Genomic DNA, 15,099 nt, shown 5'->3' with positions numbered 1-15,099 from the left:
AAGCCCGGTTCGCCTGCCGGTCCTGCGGATTCGTTGATCACGCGGACCGCAACTCGTCCCACAACATCGCCCACCGCGGGTGGATGGCGTGGGTCCGCGGGGCCCAGTCAGCGGTCCCTGAACTCACGCTCATCGCGTGAGTTCTGGACGTGGCCGGACCCATCACCGCCAGTGATGGTCACGAGCCGCAAGCCCGGGAATTCATTCCCGGGTCGTTGACACGCCGCACCATCCGCCCCGTCCGTCAGACCTCGCCGAGCAGCGTCATCTCCGCCCAGATCGTCTTGCCGTCGGTCGTGTGGCGGCTGCCCCAGCGCTGGGTGAGCTGGGCGACCAGCAGCAGCCCGCGCCCGCCCTCGTCGAAGGTCTTGGCCCGGCGTAGATGCGGCGCGGTGTGGCTGCTGTCGGAGACCTCGCAGATCAGGGTCACGGCGTTGTGGATGAGCCGCAGCCGTATGGGCGGCTCGCCGTACCGGATAGCGTTGGTGACCAGTTCGCTCACCACGAGTTCGGCGGTGAACGTCGCCCCGCTCAGCGCCCAGGCGTCCAGCTGGTCCACGACCTGCTTGCGGATCGGCGCGACCAGGGCGGGGTCCGCGGGGATGTCCCAGGTCGCCACCTGCGAGGGGTCCAGCCCGCGGGTGCGGGCGACCAGCAGCGCGACGTCGTCCTGGGCCCCGCCGACGGGCAGCAGGGCCTGGAGGATCGCGTGGCACGCGCCTTCCAGGGAGTCCGCGGACCATGCCAGGGCGTGGTGCAGCAGCTGCTGGCTGGTGTCGAGGTCCCGCCCGCGGGTCTCGATCAGACCGTCGGTGTAGAGGGCGAGCACCGTGCCCTCATGAAGGGTGAGCTCGACGGACTCGAACGGCAGCCCGCCCAGGCCCAGCGGCGGTCCGGCCGGGACGTCGATCTCCCTGGGCGGTCCGCCCGGCGGGAGAATGACGGGCGGTGGATGCCCGGCCCGGGCGAGGGTGCAGCGCCGCGACACCGGGTCGTACACCGCGTACAGGCAGGTCGCGCCGACTTCGCCGGTGATGCCCTCGGCTCCGGCCTCGGTGGACAGCCGTAGCACGAGGTCGTCCAGGTGGGTGAGCAGCTCGTCCGGGGCCAGGTCGATGTCGGCGAGCGTACGGACGGCCGTGCGCAGCCGTCCCATGGTCGCGGAGGCCTGGATGCCATGCCCGACGACATCGCCGACGACCATGGCGACACGCATCCCGGACAGCGGGATCACGTCGAACCAGTCGCCGCCCACCCCGGCTCGCGCCGCCGGAAGGTAGCGCGAGGCCGCTTCCAGTGCGGCCGTCCGGGGCAGCGACTGGGGGAGCAGGCTGCGCTGAAGGGCGAGCGCGGTCTCGCGCTCCCGGGTGAAGCGGCGGGCGTTGTCGATGCAGACGGCGGCCCTGGCCGTCACTTCCTCGGCGAGCAGCACGTCGTCGGGGGTGAAGGGGTCGGGGCGCCGGAAACGTGTCATGACGGCCACGCCGAGAGTCTGGCCGCGGGCCTGGATCGGCACCGACATGGTGGCGTGTATGCCGTACTGCGCGATGCGTGAGCCGCGCACCTTGTCCCAGGAGAGCCATTCGGCCAGCGAAGTGGTGGCGTCGGGCGCCACGATCGTCCGGCCGGCTGTGAGGGAGTCCGCCTGCGGTGAGGTGGCGGGGTAGACGTCGATCTGTCCGAGGTTGACGACCGCTTCGGGGGAGCCCGGGTTCACGGACCGATGGGCGGTGCGGCGCAGGGTGATCGGGGCGGTCGGCGGGTCCGTGTGGGGTTCGCCGCCGTGCTCCGGCGGATCCAGCAGGTCGACGCTGACGAAGTCGGCGAGGGCGGGCACACAGATGTCCGCCAGCTCCTGGGCCGTTCGCGTGACGTCGAGGGTGCTGCCGATCCGCACGCTCGCCTCGTTGACCAGCTGCAGGCGCTCGCGGGCCTGGAACTGCGCGGTGAAGTCGTGCGCGGCCAGGCACACGCCGCGCACCCGGCCCTCGGGGTCGACCAGCGGCGAGAGCCGCGCCAGCCAGGCATGCGCGTGGTCCTCGCCGCCCGTCCGCAGGCTCGTCTCCACGTCGCGCTCGGTTCCGGAGGCGAGCACCTCGTAAAGGTGCTGTTCCAGCTCCTCGCTCTCGGGCTTGCCGCCGATCTCGGAGAGCCTGAGGCCCAGGACGAGTTCTCCCGGCAGACCGATCGCGTCGGCCATGGCGCGGTTGACCCCGTACAGCCGCAGTCGCTCGTCGTAGACGGCCGTGGCGCAGGGGGACTGCGCCAGCACGGCCGTCGCCAGCGGATCGCCCAGCGGGCGGCGCTCGGGGGCCTCCAGCGGAGTGACCACGAGCCAGTCGCCGCGCTTGCCCCGCTTCGGCTGTCGGTGATGGGCGAGCAGCCACACGGACACGGTGTGCCCGTCGCGATGCCGTAGGTCAACGGTGCCGTTCCAGTGCATACCGCGAGGTACCGGCGGCTCGGCCGGTACGGGCGACCCCGCGGCCAGCAGATCGGCGGCGGGTCGGCCCTCGACCTCCTCGGGGGCATGGCCCAGCAGACGGCGGGCCCCTTCGCTCCAGTGGAGCAGGGTGCCGTTCTCGTCGATGACAGCCCGTGCTGTGGCGGCCTCGTCGAGGGGGTGGACCGGGCTCATCGTCGCCACTCCATTGCGGACACTCACAGTGGTCAAGCGCGTCACTCGGGTTCCAGCCTAGTGCGTGGGCGCGTTCCGCACCCGGGGCACGGGCTATGGATGGGGCGCATGGGCACGACGGTTTCAGGCCGATGTGATCTCTGAGGCGGAAGTGAGTGCCGGACCCTTGACGGCCGTGTGTGTCACACCGTCAGAATCTGTTTGTTCACGATCAGTTGTGATGATTTATGGGTCCTGATGAGGGAGAGTCGCCATGACGGTCACTCGAAGATCGGTATTGATCGCAGGAACCTCCGCACCCGCGGCCGGAGCCCTCCTGGGTGCCTCCGACGCCTGGGCCGCTTCCCCTGGGCGGGCGGGGGGCCGACGCACCGTCGCGTTGCGCGACGGCTGGCGCTTCGCGCTGGTGAATCCGGGCGGGATCACCGATCCCACGGGCGCGTACGAGGGCGCCGCACAGCCCGGCCATGACGACTCCGCGTGGCGCGAGATCGCTGTCCCGCACGACTGGAGCATCGAGCAGACACCCACCACGGACCACGGCACCACCAGCGGCACCGGCTTCTTCCCGGGTGGCCTCGGCTGGTACCGCACCACGTTCACCCTGCCGCCCGCCCTGGCCGGCAAGCGGATCTCCGTGGAGTTCGACGGCGTCTACATGGACTCGTACGTCTACTGCAACGGCAAGGAAGTCGGCCGCCACCCCTACGGCTACACGGGGTTCGCCTTCGACCTCACCGACCTGCTGTACACGGACGGCACCACCGACAACGTCATCGCGGTCAAGGTCCACAACCAACTCCCCAGCAGCCGCTGGTACTCGGGCAGCGGCATCTACCGCGAGGCCCGCCTCGTCGTCACCGAACCGGTGCACGTCCAGCGGTGGGGTACCTATGTCACGACGCCGGACATCACCGAGACGAAGGCGGTCGTACGGGTCCGAACGACCGTGGTGAACGAGTCGGGCGGCGCGAGCGACGTGCAGGTCCGGTCGAAGGTGGTCGACGCCGACTGCCGTACCGTCGCCCGCGCCGCCTCCACGGTCACCGTCGGCGACCAGCACACCGAGACCCATGAACTCACCGTGATCGAACCGAAGTTGTGGGACTTCGCGACCCCGCACCGCTACACCCTGGAGACCGAACTGCGCGTCGGCGGCGAGATCGTCGACACCTACCGCACCCCCTTCGGCATCCGGCAGTTCCGCTTCGACCCGGATGAGGGGTTCCACCTCAACGGCGGCTACGCCAAGATCAAGGGCGTCGACCTGCACCACGACCTCGGCGCGCTCGGGGCAGCGATCAGCATCGACGCCGTGCGCCGACAGATGACCATCATGAAGTCGATGGGCGTCAATGCCTTCCGCACCTCCCACAACCCTCCCTCGCCCGAGATGATCCAGGTCTGCGAGGAGCTGGGCATCGTGATGATGGTGGAGGCGTTCGACTGCTGGCGCACCGGCAAGACGACCTACGACTACGGCCGGTTCTTCGACGAGTGGTGCGAGAAGGACACCGCCGAGATGGTGCTTGCGGCCCGCAACTCGCCCGCCGTGGTCCTGTGGTCCATCGGCAACGAGGTCCCCGACTCCACGTCCACCGCCGGGCTCGCCATGGCAGACCGGGTCATCGACGCGATCAGGGCGGCGGACGACACCCGTCCGCTGGTCATCGGCTCGGACAAATACCGCCGCCTCCCCACGAAGGGCTCCGCGGCCGACCTCATGCTCGCCAAGCTGGACGGGCTCGGCCTCAACTACAACACCGCCAAGTCGGTGGACGCCCTGCACGCCGCCTATCCGCACCTCTTTCTCTTCGAGTCCGAGTCGTCGTCCGAGACCTCGACGCGCGGCACGTACGAGGAGCCGGAGCATCTCAACACGGGCGAGAACCACACCTCCGGCAGACGGGCGACGTCCTCCTACGACAACAACCTCGCGTCCTGGACGATGAGCGGGGAGTACGGGCACAAGAAGGACCGGGACCGGAAGTGGTTCGCGGGGGAGTTCCTGTGGTCGGGCATCGACTACATCGGGGAGCCCACGCCGTACGACGTCTTCCCGGTGAAGGCCTCGTTCTTCGGCGCGGTGGACACGGCCGGCTTCCCCAAGGACATGTACCACCTGTTCAAGAGCCAGTGGACGAGCGAGCCCATGGTCCATCTGCTGCCCATGACCTGGAACCACGAGCCGGGCGACACGGTCGAGGTCTGGGCGTACGCGAACGTCGACACCGTGGAGCTCTTCCTCAACGGAAAGTCCCTCGGTACCAGGCAGTTCGACACCAAGAAGACCACCGACGGCCGTACCTATCTGGAGACCACCGAGGCGACCGGGGACGACAAGACGTTCACCTCGGGCCCGTATCCGGGCAGTTACACCAGCCCGAACGGCAGCGCGGGCAAGCTCCACCTCACCTGGAAAGTGCCGTACGAGCCGGGCGAGTTGAAGGCGGTCGCCCGCCGTGACGGCCGTACGGTCGCCATCGACACCCTGCGCACGGCCGGGGCGCCGCACACGATACGGCTCACTCCCGACCGCAAGTCGACGGCGGCCGACGGCCGTTCGCTGGTCTTCGTGACCGCGGAGGTGGTCGACGCCCGAGGTGTGGTCGTGCCCGACGCCGATCAGCTGATCGCGTTCGACGTCGACGGCGGATCGCTCGCGGGTCTGGACAACGGCCAGGAAGAGAGCGCCGAGCGCTATCAGGCGAGTACGCGAACCGCCTTCCACGGCAAGGCACTCGCGATCGTGCGGTCCGGCACGAAGGCGGGCACCTTGAAGGTGACCGCCCGCGCGGAAGGCCTGCGTTCGGGTTCCGTCACCGTACGCACCACTCCCGCAGGGGCGAAGGCGACCACTCGGGCGTCGGCCTTCCGCCCCGACTACCCGGCGGCCCCGGACTACCCACACGCGGACGCCAGTTACTCGGGTCGTCCGGACACCCTGCCCGCCGCCATGCTCGACGGCGACTCGGCCACCGGCTGGTCCAACGCCTTCTACAAGTCGGCCACGGCCCTGCTGCCCGCCTTCAACGGGGCTCGGCCCAAGGACTGGGTCTCGATCACCTGGGCTCGCCCCCGCACCGTCGACCGCGTCGAGGTCTCCTTCACGGCCGACGCCACGCACGCCCTGCCCGCCTCGGTCGAGGTCGCGGTGTGGGACGGCAAGCGGTATGTGCCGGTGACCGGGACGGCCGTCGACTGGGCGACCGGGTCCGACGCCCCCACCGTGATCACCTTCGATGCGGTACGCGGCGCACGGCTGCGGCTCGTCATGACCAGCGGCCACCCGGGCTCCGCCGCCGGCGGGCTGGGGATCAGTCGCCTGGAGGTGCCGGTCGGCTGAGGACAGCCGTTGCTCCTGCGCAACCGGGGTGGGGGTGCGTGCTCCCCCTCCTCGGTCGCGGGCCTCCTCGTCCCGCCGTACGCGAGTGAGTTTCTCGGGATCGGTGACGATGTAGACGTCGGACACCTGCTCGCCGTCTGCGAGGGGAGAACGGGCCGGAATGTGACGCGCGACGCGCGAAATGTGATGTAGGTCTCAGGTAGCGTGTCGGTGGAAAGTGAACGGCAACCCCAGGGAGGTCCTCCCCGGCTCGGAGCCGCTGATACCCGCCGGCCGCCGCCGGTACCGCTGTGCATGCCTCTTGAGCAGGGAATATTTACGGGTAAGTACCCTGGCGGTACCGTAGGTGTATGCCAGCTCTGAATGTGGAGTTCAGCGACCGCGAGCTAGAGGACCTGCGGCAGATAGCCAAGGAGCGCGGTACGTCGATGAAGGCCCTGGTGCGCGAAGCGGCCGCCGCAGACATCGTGCGGCACCGGGCGCTGCAGGAGGGCGCCGAAGTGTTCCGCCGGTTCTTCGCGGCGCACGCCGAGGAGTTCGCCGCCGCCTTCCCGGAGGACGAACCGCCCGGCAAGGGTGAGGGGCGGGCCGCCTGACCGATGGCTCCCGTCATCCATATCGATGTGCCCTGGCTGTTGCAGCGCCACGAGGAGGTGCTGCCCGACCAGCCCACGGTCAATGACTTCTCGGCCCTGGTCGCCGCCGTGGCCCGACATCGCGTCGACCCGCCCCGCCTCGGCGTCGACTCCGACCCGGCCTGGCGCGCCGCCGCTCTCCTGCACACCCTGGCCCTGCTGAAGCCCTTGCCGGCGTCCAACGCCCGGTTCGCCTGTTCGGCGGCGGTGGCGTACATGTTCGCCAGCGGCGTGGGGATCGATCCGCCGTACGGGGCACTCGTCGACCTCGCCCGGGATCTGATCGACGGCAAGACGGACGTCTACGGTGCGGCCGACCGCCTCCGGTCCTGGCAAATCTGACTCCGGTCCTGGCGGATCTGGCTCCGGTCCTGGCGGATCCGACTCCGATCGCGACAGATCGACTCCGATCGCGGCGGATCTGAGACCGGCTGCGCGGTTCGTGCCTCGACCGCCCTGGGGCCGCCGGCCCAGGGAGGGGGAACGGGGCCGGCGGCCGGTTTCGCGCGGGAGAGCCGCCGTCCTGCGCGGGGCCTCCGAGAAGGGCCGGTTCCAGTGGACTGCGGAGTTCCGCGCGCCGGGAGTGTGCGATGGGCTCCGGTGCGAGCGCGCGGTTCACACTGGGCGCATAGAATTTCGAAAGCCGGTACGAGTCAAACGAGTTGACGCAGTGTCTGACTATATTTCAAACATACGGATGTTGCTCAAGTGCCTTGTTGGCCATGAGTGTGTTGTGCAAGGGTGAACTTACTGCGCGTGGTCAATGGCCGGGTATGGAATCGCTGTTCGTTTATTCCGGACTGTCGACGAGCTCAAAAGGCTCCTGGTCGAAGGTCGTCGTACGGCCCCCGCCCCCGGCTGTTTCCCCGGCGAACCGTCAAAAAGGTACGCACCGAGCACACCGAGCGGCAGCTCCTTTTCGGCGGTCAAGAACTTCTGTGCGACCCCTTGCACTGTGGAAGGAATCGGCTCTGTGCCCACCCCCCACCCCCCTCGTCCCTCCTATCCTCCCGGCGGCGCCCCCGGGGAATCCGATGAAAGCCTCGCCGCCCAACTCAGAGGCCGGCCGGAGAGCGAGGCCGCGCACCCCGTCGCACTGCTGATGGCACGGCACTGGCAGCCGACGTACGACTACTCGGTCATCTGCCTCGCTTCTTCGGTGAACGTCGCCTCGATGGTTGCCGCGACCTCCTTCCATCAGGTGCTCGACCGGCTGACGCGCGGCGGGTCCGGAGTCGCCCTGCGACCCCAACTCCTCGTGGCGGCCAGGGACACCGTCAGGCAGTGGTCCGCGGAGGACCGAATATCCGGTGTTCTGCCGGACCTGAGGAAACCCGCCGGGGGGCGCGGTATGCGGGCGGCGAAGTCCATGACAGCCGAAAATCGGAAGCTCGCCGAGCGCTCTTTCCAGGCCCTCCCGCCACTCGCCCAGTGCCTGCTGTGGCACACCGAGGTCGAGGCCGAACACATATCCGTACCGGCCGGTCTGTCCGGCATGGATGCCGACATCGCGTCGGCCGCTGTTGAGCAGGCCCGGGAACAATTCCGCGAAGGCTGTGTGCGCGCCCACCGGGAACTCGCGCCGACCAAGGAATGCGGCTTCTACAACCGGTTGCTGGACGTCCCGATCCGCCGTGGCGGCGCCTTGCTGCCGGATGTCCAACGGCATCTGGCGGAGTGCCGCTACTGCCGTTACGCGGCCGAGCAGCTCAGCCATTTCGAGGGCGGGTTGGGCCTTCTGCTGGCCGAGGCGGTGCTCGGCTGGGGCGCGCGTCGCTATCTCGAGGCACGCCAGGGGCGCGCGCCGCAGGGAGTGCGCTCTCGGGGAAGTTCCGCGTTCGGCGGCAGGCACCAGGGCGGCGGCGGGCGCGTCGGGAGTGGCGGAGGGTTCGGGGGCGGCGGGCGCGTCCGGGGTGGCGGACGTCAGGAGAGCGGCGGGCGCCACCGTCTGCTGGTCCGGTTGCCCACGCCGGGCCGCCGGACCGGGGCGGCACAGCGGCCGTCGAAGGCCCTGATCACAGGGGCGGGTACGGTCTCGGCCGTGCTGGTCGTGAGCGTCCTCGCCGTCAGCCTGTTGTCCCACGAGGACGGCGGCGCCGAGCCCGCCGCCTCCACGGGCGTCGGGAGCAGCCGCACCACCTCCCCGACGCCCGGTTCCACGGACCCGTCCGCCACGTCGTCGCCGCCGACCTCGGCCGGACTGCCCACGAACACCGAGCAGACCCGGCTGCGCAACCTTGACGCCGACCTGTGCCTGGACATCCGGGGAGGCGAGGCGAAGTCCGGTGCCGAGACCGAGTTGGCGGTCTGCTCGTCGGCCTGGACTCAGAAGTGGTCGTACGAGAACGACGGTCTGCTGCGCAGCATCGCCGACCCTGAACTGTGCCTGGACTCCCACGCCGCGGACGGTGTCGTCTTCCTGGACCGCTGCGTCGCGCGGAGCGACGTGCGCGGCGGCGACGTGCGCTACGACCTCACAGTGCGGGGCGAGTTGCTGCCCCGGTCGCGCGAGGGGCTGGCGCTCGCGCCCACTTCCACCGATCCGGGCGTTGACATCGTAGTCAAGGTCCGGGACGGCTCCGACGCACAGCGATGGCAGACCGACTCCCTGTCGGCCAGCCCCGAGTCGCTGTCGGTCGCGGGGACGGCGAGTGCGTCGACGCGGCACGTCACTGAGCCGCCGTCCGCCGACAGTACGGCCGGGCAGCCGACGGGCGTGGCGTCCGAGCCGGAGAACTACGGGGAGCCCCGTTCTGTGACCGCCGGCGACGAGACGAGCCCGGGGTCCGGGCTCGCGTTGCCCGTCCAACTCCCGGTCCTTGCTCTGGAAGGGGGGCTGTAGCAGTCCAGGTGGGGTTATCGCCCTCGCCGCCCCTACCCGTCCCATCCGTACCTGGGGGCTGCCGCCCCCAGACCCCCGCTTCGGCCTGAACGGCCTCGTCCTCAAACGCCGGACGGGCTGAAAGATTGCGACCCGGCGCTGAAAACCTTTCAGCGCCGCCCGGCACCATCCAGCGCCGCCCGGCACGATCCAGCCCGTCCGGCGTTTGAGGACGAGCCCTTCGGGCGAAGGCGGGGGTCTGGGTGCAGCGCCCCTGGCGGGGGCTGTTTCACTCCTCGTGCGTCGGCGCGCCCTGAGGTTCCGTGTCAGGTCCCTGTGCCCGGACCCGCTGCACGTGTTCGAGCGAGTCGCGCAGCTCGGTGAGCCACTCGTCGGTGTGGCGCTGGACCAGGCGGACGCACCAGGCGAGGGCGTCGCTGCGGCTGCGGGCGACGCCGGCGGCGATCAGGGTGTCCAGGACCTGGCGCTCGGGCTGGCGCAGCCGGGTCATGACGGGCGCGGCGATGTGCGTGAACAGGGCGCGCTCGTCGCCGCACTCCACACCCCAGGAGACCTTCTTGCGGAAGTGGTGCTCCGCCTCGCGTGCCACCGCGACGCGGTCCTCGCGGGTGCGTTCCCGGAATTCCTGGATACGTGCCTGGACGGCCGCCTCCTTCTCGGTGTCCGAAGCGCCTTCGGCGAGCCGGGGCTCGGGGATACGGCCGACGACAGTGATCTCTTCGCGGTCGACCGTCACCTCCGCGAGGCTCTCGAAGAGATCGTCGGGCAGGCGGCCGGCGAACCAGCCGCGCAGCTTCTCTCGCTGGTCTGAAGTAATCATGTAATCACCATTACTCCGTAGCGGGGGATGGGCAAGAGGGTCCGCCCTGGGCTGAAGCGGAATGTTTCAGGACGATTGCCGAGCCGTGGGAAACCGGCCAGGAGGAGACTCCCGACGATCAACGACCGCTCAGTTCCGGGGCTTGAACGTTCGAATTTCGTTACTTCACGCCAGTGATTCAATACTCAAAGTTACCGAAAGGCGTCGGGTCGATGTGTGTTTCCGGTCCGGACTCGGCAGACTCGCGCTCGCCGTACCGGCATCCGACCGAGCCGGTACCGCATTCGATCGAGCGGAAGGATGCACACAATGCCGAACACCGCACGCTGGGCAGCGGCTCTCACCCTCACGGCCGCCGCCGTCTGCGGACCCCTCGGAGGGGCCGCCCTCGCCGCCCCGGCCGAAGCCTCGGGTGGCGTCCCGGGTCAAGCCCCGGTGTCCGCCCCTTCGGGGCTCTATGCCCCCTCGGCCCTGGTGCTCACCACGGGCCACGGCCAGAGCGCCGCCGGCGTCACTCCGGAGCGCGCGGTCACGCTGAACTGCGTCCCGACCGCCTCCGGCACCCACCCGGCCGCCGCCCGGGCCTGCGCCGAACTCCGTGGAGCCGGCGGCGACCTCGACGCCCTGACCGTCAGAGACGGGGCGATGTGCACGAAGCAGTTCGACCCGGTGGTCGTCACGGTCGCCGGTGTCTGGCAGGGCAAGCGTGTCGCCTACGAGCGCACCTTCGCGAACGAGTGCGTGAAGAACTCCTACGGGACGACCGTCTTCACGTTCTGAGGGACCGGGATCGCACGGCCGCTGTGAACGACTGACCGAGGGCGCGTAGCTGGGGAGTGCGAGCCCCCGCAGCGGTGCGCCGGGCGATCTCGCACCGGGGGCCGGCCTGACGGAGTGGGGCCGTCGGCCGGCCCTCGGGATCAGTCGGACGCGATGGACCAGCGCCCCACCTCGCGGTAAGCGGAGTCGTATACGACCGACCCGTCCCCGGGCTTCAACGCGTAGTGGTCGAGGTTCCCGCCCCAGTACCGCAGGATCCGCCCCAACTCCTGGGCGGCCTCAGCGCCCCAGCCCGCTTCCTCCAGGTCGACTTCGAGTACGAACTTCACGTACGTGCCTCCACTTCCGGATCGTCGTCCACCCGAGCCTCGATCGTTTCACGGGCAACTCCGAGTTGTGTCAGAAGTGTTGACCCGGCTCTGAAAACGTTTTAACTTCCCCTCACCCGACAGCCAGAGGTGAGGAGGTTCCGTGGCAGCGCTGCTACGGGAGCGCCCAGGTAAGACGACCGCGACCCCTTCCCGTCGTCGCCCGCCCGGCGCTCGTACGAAGCGAAAAGGTTTTCAGAGCAGGCGGAGCTGGGCGCTGTTCCTGCTGATGCTCCCCGGGCTCGCCTACTTCCTGGTGTTCCACTACGGTGCGCTGCTCGGCAACGTCATCGCGTTCAAGGACTACGTGCCCTTCGACGGCATCTGGGGCAGCCACTGGGTGGGTCTCGGCAACTTCCAACGGATGTTCGAAGACGGAGAGTTCTGGGACGCGGTCCTCAACACGCTCTGGATCGCGGTCCTTCAGATCGTCTTCTACTTCCCCGTCCCGCTCGCTCTCTCGCTGCTGCTGCACAGCCTCACCTGGAGCAGTGTCCGCCGCTTCGTGCAGTCGGTGGCGTATCTGCCGCACTTCATCTCGTGGGTGATCGTCGTGGCCCTGTTCCAGCAAGTCCTGGGCGACACGGGCATGGTGAACGGCTATCTCGGCGACGCGGGCCTGCACACCGTGGACATCATCGGCAACCCGGACGCCTTCAAGCCGCTCGTGGTCGCCCAGGTCGTCTGGAAGGACGCCGGCTGGGGCACGATCATCTTCCTCGCCGCGCTCTCCCAGGTCGACGAGCAGCAGTACGAGGCCGCCGCCATCGACGGCGCGGGCCCCTGGCGCCGCTTCTGGCACGTCACGCTGCCCGCCATCCGCCCGGTGATCGTGCTGTTGCTCATCATGCGGCTCGGCGAGATCCTCTCGGTCGGCTTCGAGCAGATGCTGCTCCAGCGCGACGCGGTCGGCCCGCAGGCCGCCGAGATCATCGACACCTTCGTGTACTACCAGGGCATCGTCGGCGGCGACTACGGATTTGCCGCCGCCGCGGGCCTGTTCAAGGGTGTCATCGGCGCCCTGCTCGTCTACGCGGCCAACAAGGTCGCCCACCGCCTCGGCGAACAGGGGGTCTACAAGTGAGCGCCCACGCACGGCCCGGCTGGATGGAGAAGCCGAAGCCCGTGACCCAGGCGGCCAAGGCCGTCGCCCTCGTCATCGTCGTCCTGCTGGTCTGCGTACCGTTCCTCGTCATCCTGTCGACCTCGCTGGCCTCCCAGCGCGAGGTCGTCGCGAACGGCGGCTGGGTGCTCTGGCCGCAGGAGCCCACGCTCCAGGCGTACCGCGACATCCTCGACGGCGGCATCGTCACCCACGCTCTCGGGGTCAGCGCGGGCGTCACCCTCATCGGCACCCTGCTCAGCCTCGCCTGCACCGTCACCCTCGCCTACGCCCTGTCCCGCCCCGGCGTCTTCGGCGGCAAACCCGTCCTGCTCCTTGTCCTGTTCACCTTCCTCTTCCCGCCGGGCATGATCCCCGGCTTTCTGCTGGTCAAAGAGCTGGGCATGCTCGACTCGTACAGTTCGCTGATCCTGCCCGTGCTGGTGAACGTCTTCAACCTCGTCGTCCTGCGCGGCTTCTTCCAGGCGATCCCGGAGGAGCTGTACGAGGCCGCACGGCTCGACGGCGCGGGGGACTGGCGGGTGCTGTGGGCGGTCGTCATACCCCTGTCGAAGGCCGCCCTCGCCGTCGTCGGCCTCTTCTACGCGGTGGCCTACTGGAACTCCTGGTTCTACGCGTCCCTCTACCTGGAGAGCGATCACTGGCCGCTCCAACAGGTGCTGCGCACCTACGTGGTGGCCGGCTCCGGACTCACCGACACCACCGTCGGCGAGGCCACCGTCAACGCGCCGCAGACCGTACAGATGGCGGTCCTGGTGATCGCCACCGTGCCGATCCTGCTCGTCTACCCCTTCCTTCAGAAGTACTTCACCAAGGGCGTGCTCACCGGCGCCATCAAGAGCTGACACCCGCCACCAGGAAAGGTCGGTTTCCCATGCCCTCCCTGTCCCGGCGCACTCTGCTGCGCTCGATCGCCGTCGGCGGCGCCGCACTCGCCGCGCCCGGCGTGCTCACCGCCTGCTCGACCGGTTCGGACGACGGCGATGTCTCCAACGCCGGCAAGAAACTCGCCCCTTGGCCCGCCTACAAGGCGTTCTCCGGACCGAAGCCCGATCTCGCTCCCACCGACGCGGGGGTTCAGGCCGGATACCCGACCTACCCCTCCGACCTGGTCACCGCGGTCTCCCGGACACCGGGCGACGGCTCCACCGTCAAGGTCATGTCGGTGACCTTCGGTACGCCGCCCAAGCCGGCCTCGGCGAACAAGTTCTGGGCCGCCGTCGAGAAGGCCCTCGGCGTGAAGATCGAGTACACGATCATCGCGCAGGCCGACTACCAGAAGAAGATGGCCACCGTGATGGCAGGTGATCCGGGCGATCTGCCCGACATCATCAACATCTTCTCCGGCTTCACCTTGCCCCGTGAGGCCCAGTTCGTGCAGCGCAGGGCCGAGGACCTCACTCCCTACCTGTCCGGCGAGGCGATCGCCGACTACCCCAACCTCGCCAACATCCCCGCCCACGCCTGGCGCGACATGGGCCGCATCGGCGGGCAGATATTCGGCATCCCCCTCGAACGCCCGCTGCCCGGCTCCACCCTCTGGGTCAACCAGGGCTTCTTCACCGACGCCGGGATGAAGGACGGCTGGACCGCCGAGGACTTCGCCGCCGTCGCCAAGAAGGGCACCAGCGGCAAGAAGTACGCGCTCGGCGCGGCGAACGGTTCGCTCTTCGGCAACGCGGTGCACTCCGCCGCGCACAACGCCCCGCAGGGCTGGGCCGTCGACAAGGACGGCACCTTCCGCCCCAACTACGGAGACGAGCGCTACAAGGCCGCGGTCGCCTACCAGGCACAGCTGCGCAAGAACGGCTCCTACCACCCCGACGCCACCTCCCTGTCCCAGCCTGACCTGACCACCCTCTTCCTCAACGGCACCGTCGGCTCCATGCAGGACGGGTTCGGCGGCTATCTGCCGAAGTACCTCGACTCCAAGGGACTGCTGACCCCGGCCGCCGCACTGCCGTACAGCGTGGACGGCACGCCCGGCGGCATCGTCGCGGCCCGTCGCTCCTTCGGTTACACCATCCTGAAGAAGGCGAAGAAGGAACGCGTCGAGCTGCTGCTGCGCATCCTGGACTACCTGGCCGCGCCCTTCGGCAGCAAGGAGTGGGAACTCGTCCACTACGGCGTCGAGGGCACCCACTTCACCCGCGGCCAGGACGGCTCGCCCGAGGCGACCGAGCTGGGCAAGGTCGAGAACAACACCAACCTGCCGCTGAAGTACCTCGCCGAAGGGCCGCAGGTGCTGTTCGTGCCAGGGATGCCCGACGCCGTACGCGCCCTGCACGCCTGGCAGCAGAAGGTGGTGCCGGTCGCCATCCGCAACGCCTCCTTCGGGCTGCAGTCCCCGACCTACACCTCCCAGGGCACCACGCTCCGGGCGCTGATGGACGACACCGTCACCGGCGTCATCGCGGGCCGCGTGCCGCTGTCCGAGCTCGACGCGGCCGCGAAGAAATGGCGGGCCCGCGGCGGCGACAGAATGGCCGAGGAGTTCGCAGAGGACTACGCCGCCAACACCTGAGGTGGCGGGGCCGGTTGAGGGAA

The 15,099-nt window shown here is 69.2% G+C and carries 11 protein-coding genes and 1 pseudogene; 9 read left to right on the top strand and 3 right to left on the bottom strand.

Annotated elements, in window-relative coordinates:
- Nucleotides 1-140, top strand: a pseudogene (locus AB0D57_RS21880) (RNA-guided endonuclease TnpB family protein); the annotation flags it as partial.
- 104 nt (nt 141-244) lie between these two features.
- On the opposite strand, the gene AB0D57_RS21875 reads toward AB0D57_RS21880, so the two are convergent.
- Nucleotides 245-2,638, bottom strand: coding sequence for a SpoIIE family protein phosphatase (locus AB0D57_RS21875; protein WP_362075231.1), 2,394 nt, complete (start codon nt 2,636-2,638; stop codon nt 245-247).
- Nucleotides 2,639-2,891: 253 nt separating this feature from the next.
- On the opposite strand from AB0D57_RS21875, the gene AB0D57_RS21870 reads away from it, so the two are divergent.
- From AB0D57_RS21870 to AB0D57_RS21855, 4 genes are all read left to right on the top strand, one after another.
- A complete protein-coding gene (locus tag AB0D57_RS21870; protein ID WP_362075228.1) occupies nt 2,892-5,984 on the top strand; it encodes a glycoside hydrolase family 2 TIM barrel-domain containing protein in 3,093 nt (1,030 codons plus the stop codon).
- Nucleotides 5,985-6,334: 350 nt separating this feature from the next.
- Entirely contained in the window at nt 6,335-6,580 is a 246-nt protein-coding gene (locus tag AB0D57_RS21865) for a hypothetical protein (RefSeq protein WP_362075225.1), read from the top strand.
- A gap of 3 nt (nt 6,581-6,583) precedes the next feature.
- On the top strand, nt 6,584-6,961 hold the full coding sequence (locus AB0D57_RS21860) for a toxin Doc (protein WP_362075222.1): 378 nt from the start codon (nt 6,584-6,586) through the stop codon (nt 6,959-6,961).
- A gap of 631 nt (nt 6,962-7,592) precedes the next feature.
- On the top strand, nt 7,593-9,461 hold the full coding sequence (locus tag AB0D57_RS21855; protein ID WP_362075219.1) for an RICIN domain-containing protein: 1,869 nt from the start codon (nt 7,593-7,595) through the stop codon (nt 9,459-9,461).
- 268 nt (nt 9,462-9,729) lie between these two features.
- Here AB0D57_RS21855 and AB0D57_RS21850 read toward each other — a convergent pair whose 3' ends face one another.
- Nucleotides 9,730-10,281, bottom strand: coding sequence for a hypothetical protein (locus tag AB0D57_RS21850; protein ID WP_362075216.1), 552 nt, complete (start codon nt 10,279-10,281; stop codon nt 9,730-9,732).
- Nucleotides 10,282-10,590: 309 nt separating this feature from the next.
- Between AB0D57_RS21850 and AB0D57_RS21845 the strand changes: the two genes are divergently transcribed.
- Entirely contained in the window at nt 10,591-11,061 is a 471-nt protein-coding gene (locus tag AB0D57_RS21845; protein ID WP_362075213.1) for a subtilase-type protease inhibitor, read from the top strand.
- Nucleotides 11,062-11,201: 140 nt separating this feature from the next.
- Here the strand turns inward: AB0D57_RS21845 and AB0D57_RS21840 are convergent, their stop codons facing one another.
- On the bottom strand, nt 11,202-11,390 hold the full coding sequence (locus tag AB0D57_RS21840) for a hypothetical protein (RefSeq protein ID WP_362075210.1): 189 nt from the start codon (nt 11,388-11,390) through the stop codon (nt 11,202-11,204).
- Nucleotides 11,391-11,658: 268 nt separating this feature from the next.
- Here AB0D57_RS21840 and AB0D57_RS21835 point away from each other — a divergent pair, with 268 nt between their 5' ends.
- From AB0D57_RS21835 to AB0D57_RS21825, 3 genes are read left to right on the top strand one after another with little or no spacing between them, the layout of a single operon-like run.
- Entirely contained in the window at nt 11,659-12,513 is an 855-nt protein-coding gene (locus tag AB0D57_RS21835; RefSeq protein ID WP_362075259.1) for an ABC transporter permease subunit, read from the top strand.
- The gene (locus AB0D57_RS21830; protein ID WP_362075207.1) at nt 12,510-13,397 is read left to right on the top strand and encodes a carbohydrate ABC transporter permease; all 888 of its coding nucleotides are present in this window, start codon (nt 12,510-12,512) and stop codon (nt 13,395-13,397) included. Before AB0D57_RS21835 ends, AB0D57_RS21830 begins: the two co-directional genes overlap by 4 nt.
- A 29-nt stretch (nt 13,398-13,426) precedes the next feature.
- Nucleotides 13,427-15,076 carry an extracellular solute-binding protein gene (locus AB0D57_RS21825; RefSeq protein WP_362075204.1) on the top strand — a complete coding sequence of 550 codons (1,650 nt, stop codon included), beginning with the start codon at nt 13,427-13,429 and terminating at the stop codon, nt 15,074-15,076.
- Nucleotides 15,077-15,099 lie beyond the last annotated feature (23 nt).

This window comes from Streptomyces sp. NPDC048275 (assembly GCF_040652275.1).
In the GTDB taxonomy this organism is placed as follows: Bacteria; Actinomycetota; Actinomycetes; order Streptomycetales; family Streptomycetaceae; genus Streptomyces.
The sequence above is the reverse complement of the archived record's forward strand: the minus strand, read 5'-3'. Positions and strand labels throughout refer to the sequence as shown.